Genomic DNA, 5553 nt, shown 5'->3' with positions numbered 1-5553 from the left:
CTGCAGGCATGGTGTTTGTCCGAGAGAGGCATTTAAAAGCGATAGCCGTGACGTCGCATCCAGCAAAGATTTCAGCTATAGCGGCCGCCATCCTTACTGGGCGGCGGCCCTGTCTTTGACGAGCAGCATGGGTCTCAACATGTTCGATGGATACATCATCTGCGGCACGCCGAGGACCGGAAGCACGCTGCTGTGCAAGCTTCTGGCATCCACGAAGACGACTGGCGATCCGCACTCATTCTATCGGCGGCAGGATGTGCTGGAGTGGGCTGAAGAGTGGAAGCTGCCCGATCGCGACACGATGAGTGAGCTCGACTTCAATGTCGCCTATCTCAACGCGGCGATGGCTGCGGGCAAGGGTGGGACCGGCCTCTTCGGCCTTCGCTTAATGCGCGAAAATCTGGATGAACTCTCGGCAACCCTCGACCGGATTTTTCCAAAACTGCCGTCTGACAGAGCGCGTCTTGAAAAGGCCTTTGGCCGCGTCCTCTACATACACCTCTCGCGGGAGAACAAGCTCGCGCAGGCTGTCTCCCTGATCAAGGCGGAGCAGACCGGTCTTTGGCATATCGCTCCCGACGGCACCGAGATCGAAAGGGTCGCACCGCCGAAAGAGCCCCAATATGATTTCGAGCGGATCAAACGAGAGGTCACGGAACTCGAGACCTATGATGCGGCATGGAACATTTGGTTCGCTGAGCAAGGCATAACCCCGCTTCGGGTTGGCTACGAGCGCCTTTCGAGCAATCCGGCGGCGACGTTGCTAGGCATCTGTGAAGTTTTGGATGTCCGAGCACCAGACGCCGAAGATATAAGCCCCGGCGTTGCAAAGCTCGCTGACGCGACAAGCCTCGACTGGATGCGTCGCTATCGCCTGGACGCGGCGGCCTGACGCATTGATGGGCCGCAGCTGGAAATTTGGAGTATAGGCGGAGAACTATGACCGACCCTATCTACAACGATCCTGACTTCGTCCAGTTCTATGATATTGAGAACCAAAGCGGCCGCGCCGATTTTGAATACTGTATCGGTCTTGCCGTAAATCGCGGCTCGGTCCTCGATCTCGGCTGTGGCACTGGCCAACTGGCTGCCGAACTTGCCGATGGGCATAGTGTCACTGGCGTTGACCCGGCATCGGCGATGCTCGACGTCGCGCGGCGCAGGGCCGGCGGCGACAGGGTCGACTGGGTCGAGGCTGACGCGCGTACTGTTCGGCTCGGGCGGCGTTTCGATCTGGTCCTGCTCACCGGGCATGCGTTCCAGGTTTTCTTGACAGGCGAGGATCAGATGGCGGTGCTGGGCACCATCACTGAGCATCTCGCTCCTGGCGGGCTCTTCATTTTCGACACACGAAATCCCGCCGAGGAGGAATGGCTGGAATGGACGCCGCAGCGCTCCGAACGGGCGGTTACGCATCCCGACCTCGGCACGGTCAAAGCCTGGTATGATGCCGGACACGATGCCGCTACCGGCATCGTCACCTACTCGACCTTCTATGACATTCCGGGCGGTAGACCTGTTCTGGGCGCCGAATCCAAGATCGCGTTCCCCAAGAAGGAAGATCTTGCGCGGATGCTGGACGAGGCTGGCCTGTTGGTCGAGCAGTGGCTGGGTGACTGGCAGGGCACGCCTTATGGCGTGACCTCGCCGGAAATCATCCCGATCGGCCGGTTGCGCCGATCGGCCTGACCAATAGGGCCGGCTTTTACGCCGTCTTGGCCACCACCGTCTCGCTGAGCCATGTGCCGATCTTGGTGCCCAGGCGGTCGGGCGAAACGGGCTTCGGCAGATAGTCGTCCATGCCAGATTCGATGCACTTGTCGCGATCGCCCTTCAGCGCGTGCGCGGTGACGCCGATGATCGGGATGTGGGCGCCCGTCGAGACCTCCATCGCCCGGATGGCGCGGGTCGCCTCATAGCCGTTCATTTCGGGCATCGAAACGTCCATCAGGATCAGCTTGGGGCGCAGCGCCCGGTACATTTCGACCGCCGTGCGGCCATTGCCGGCGATGCGGTAGCTCAAGCCCAACCCATTGAGGATCTGGCCGAAGACCAACTGGTTCACGTCATTGTCCTCGGCAATGAGGATGTCGATCGGTCCGTTCGGCGCGGTTGTCAATTCCGGCGCTGCCGTGACCGGCATTGCCGGGCCGCGGATGACAGTGAAGGCGGGCGGCGCTGCCAGGGAAGCCTGCACAATCGGTTCACGGACGAACCGCGCCTTGCCGACCTGCGAACGGGCCTTCTGAATCACCGAGATGACGGTGCCGAGCAGCACCGCGGAGCGCGCCGGTTTGGTCAGATGCGCGGCAATGCCGAAGTCGATGATCATCTTACCGAAATCGACCTGGTCGACCGAGGTCAGGATAACGATCGGGATGGCCGACAGGCGGCTGTCGGAAGCAATGGCTCTGGCGACGTCGGCGCCGTTCATTCCCGGCATCTGGTAGTCGAGGATGATGCAGTCGACAGCGGCGCCCAACTGAAAGGCGCGGTCGAGGAAGGCCAGCCCAACCGCGCCGCTTTCGGCGGCGGCGCAATCGAAGCTCCAGCTTCTGAGCTGCTCGAGCAGGATTTCGCGGTTGACCGGATTGTCATCGATGACCAGCACGCGCGCGCCGGTGACGTCGACCGGCACGATCTCGTCGCGCGCCGCGGCCTGATGCGCGGGCAGCGGCACCGCGAACCAGAACACCGAGCCGCGGCCGATCTCGCTTTCGACGCCGATCTTGCCTGCCATCAGGTCGACGAGGCGGGCGGCGATGGCCAAGCCAAGCCCCGTGCCTTCATGACGGCGGGTGGACGAGCCGTCCACCTGCGCGAATTTTTCGAACACGTTCTGCAGTTTCTCGGCCGGTATGCCGATGCCGGTGTCCTCGACGCGGATCTTGAGTTGGACCACGTCGTTGACGATTTCGCCGCCGACATCGATCAGCACATGACCCTTTTCGGTGAACTTCACGGCATTGCCGAGCAGGTTGGTGATGATCTGCCGGAACCGGCCGGCGTCGCCGACGACATGGGCCGGCAGGCGCGGGTCGACACGCACGATCAGTTCAAGGTTCTTTTCGGCGACGCGCGCCGAGACCAGCGTCGCCACATCCTCGACCGCCTCGGAAAGGCGGAAGGGAGCAGGGTCGAGAGTGAGTTGCCCGGCATTGATCTTGGAGAAATCGAGGATGTCGTTGATGATGGTGAGCAGCGCGTTGCCGGATTTGACGATGACGTCGGTGAAGGTCTTCTGGCGCGGGGTCAGATCGGTCTTGGCCAGCAGTTCGGCCATGCCGAGCACACCGTTCATCGGCGTGCGGATTTCGTGGCTCATATTGGCCAGGAATTCGGATTTGGCGCGGTCGGCGGCCTCGGCCTTGAACAGGGATTCCGCGGATTCGGCAAAGGCGCGGCGGATTGCCACTTCCATCGGGCGGAAGATCCAGAAGGCGACGATGGCAAGTGCCGCGAACAGGATGCCGCTCGCCCACAGCAGCAGCCTGTCGCTTGAGGCATCGGCCAGGTGGCGCTCATCATCCATGGCGGTGCGGACGCGGACCAGCATCGGCTGGGCGAACAGGTCGTTCTGGTTGCGGATTTCGCGATAGCTCCACTCGTCGACCTTTTGCGCCATCGACATCAGGTTGAAATTGCGCACCATGTCGCGCGGCGACCAGAACAGATCGCCGTTGACGGAAGCGGACTGGAGTTCGTTGACGGTCTTGATCGACAGCCGTGGCTTGATCGCCGCAAGCTGGGCGGTCAGCGTCTCGATCTCGCCGGTCAGGCGCTCCGAATGGCCGCGCGCCGATGTGGTCAGGGCATCGCGTGTCTCCGCCCGCCAGGCGGTGCCGGTGGTCTCGGCGAAGCTGGTCGCGTTGCGCAGGTCGCGGGTGAAGATGACGAGGTTGCTGCTCAGCGCATCGATGTCGCGGCGAAAGGAATTGACGCGGTCAAGCGCAATCACGATGCCGGCGGAAGCCAGCGCGAAGATCAGCAACCCTGAAATATAGCGGATCCGGACCGACCGGATGAAGGACGAATATTCAGGCATGCGCAACCCCAACACATACGCACCATTTTAATGGCCGGGATTACGCTTCATTTACATTAAAATTTCGTTCGTGCGGGCAGGCAGGCCATGCGAACCGCCGGATGGACAGCACGCCTAGGCCGCTTCCACGACGAGGGCGCGGATGCGGCCACGCACCGGACCTTCCCCGAACCGTTTCCCAAGGGCATTCGCCACGTATCGCGTCGCCTCCTCCAGCGAGCCGCCGCGCGCCTCGATCTCAGCCCGCAGGGGTGTGCCCTGGCAATAGGCCGTGGCCGCCTCATATGGCGACGAAGCGGCGCTGACGGCATCCAGCGGCTCTATGGTGATGTTACCGAAGTCGGCGGCATGAAGGTCGGCGCGGATGACGTCCGCATCGTGATAGCCGTGCGGCGTCCTCGCCATGAAGCGCGGCGGATCGGCCGGGAAAAAATGGCCGAGCGCCCGCGTCACTTCCTCGGCGAACTCGTTGTCTTCGATGGCACTCCAGACGTTGAACAGGAAGTGCCCGCCCGGCCGCATCACCCGCCGCGCTTGGCCGTAGGCGCCCACCCGATCGGGGAAGAACATCGCGCCAAACTGGCAAACCACGGCGTCGAACTCTGCGTCCTCGAAGGGCAGCGCCTGGGCGTCGGCCTGCCGCCAGGTGATCCGAGGATCGTCCGCCATCCGCGTGCGTGCGTGGTCGAGCATGGGCTGGTTGAGGTCGGTGACCACGATGCGGGCTTGCGCCGGCAACTTTGCTGCCATCGCACGTGTCACCACACCGGTGCCCGCCGCCACTTCGAGCACCGATTGCGGCCCGAGCTTCGACACCCGCTCTGCCAGATCCCGTGCATACGGCTCGAAGATCAGCGGCACCATCGCCCGGTCGTAGACCTCGGCAATGGAACCGCTGAACAGCTTGTCGGTGGTCGACATGGCACCCCTCCAACTCTACCCGCACCGCGTGCGTGCCGTGCGGATGGCAAAGCGATGTCGATCCTCTGCCTCGGCAGGCTTCCGCTCAAGTTCTATTTCTGAATTGGCCGGCGGAGGATGAGCGAACTTTAGTCAGCTCGATATCTCGGTTGGCGCCAACCTCAACTGGTGCGGGTCGCCACGAACGTCGCCGCTTCTTTCAGCAATTGGGCATCGTCGCCATAGGGCTCAAGCAGCGCATGCGCCTGTGCGACAAGGCCGTGCAACTGGCTGCGCGCCCAATTCGGACCATGCAAGGCCACCAGCGTCGCCTTGCCGGCGGCGGCGTCCTTGCCGGTTGCCTTGCCCATCTGGCTGGCATCGGCGGTCAAATCGAGCAGGTCGTCGGCAAGCTGGAAGGCAAGACCGATCGCCGAGCCGAATTCGGCCAGCCGCTCGCGGTCATCGGCCGGGGCGCCGGCGATGAGGGCACCTGCCTCGCAGGCGAAACGGATCAGAGCGCCGGTCTTCATCGCCTGCAGCCGGATGATGCCGGCCTCGTCCGGCGGCGTCTGTTCGGCTTCGAGGTCGAGCTTCTGGCCGCCGAC

General features: G+C 63.0%; 5 protein-coding genes. 2 read left to right on the top strand and 3 right to left on the bottom strand.

Annotated features, from left to right (window positions below; translation table 11 throughout):
• Together EN750_RS16440 and EN750_RS16435 are read left to right on the top strand one after the other, a co-directional pair.
• Positions 1 to 892 (top strand): Stf0 family sulfotransferase (locus tag EN750_RS16440; RefSeq protein WP_245482722.1); only part of this gene is annotated, 892 nt, incomplete at its 5' end.
• A gap of 47 nt (positions 893 to 939) precedes the next feature.
• On the top strand, positions 940 to 1689 hold the full coding sequence (locus EN750_RS16435) for a class I SAM-dependent methyltransferase (protein ID WP_127397033.1): 750 nt from the start codon (positions 940 to 942) through the stop codon (positions 1687 to 1689).
• 16 nt (positions 1690 to 1705) lie between these two features.
• Here the strand turns inward: EN750_RS16435 and EN750_RS16430 are convergent, their stop codons facing one another.
• From EN750_RS16430 to EN750_RS16420, 3 genes are all read right to left on the bottom strand, one after another.
• Positions 1706 to 4045: a response regulator gene (locus tag EN750_RS16430; protein WP_127397032.1), complete on the bottom strand. Its 2340-nt coding sequence runs from the start codon at positions 4043 to 4045 to the stop codon at positions 1706 to 1708.
• 114 nt (positions 4046 to 4159) lie between these two features.
• Entirely contained in the window at positions 4160 to 4966 is an 807-nt protein-coding gene (locus EN750_RS16425; RefSeq protein ID WP_127397031.1) for a class I SAM-dependent methyltransferase, read from the bottom strand.
• Positions 4967 to 5127: 161 nt separating this feature from the next.
• Positions 5128 to 5553 (bottom strand): polyprenyl synthetase family protein (locus EN750_RS16420; protein WP_189526246.1); only part of this gene is annotated, 426 nt, incomplete at its 5' end.

This window comes from Mesorhizobium sp. M7A.F.Ca.ET.027.03.2.1 (assembly GCF_003999175.1).
GTDB lineage: Bacteria > Pseudomonadota > Alphaproteobacteria > Rhizobiales > Rhizobiaceae > Mesorhizobium.
This window is presented reverse-complemented; position numbering and strand designations above follow the sequence as displayed.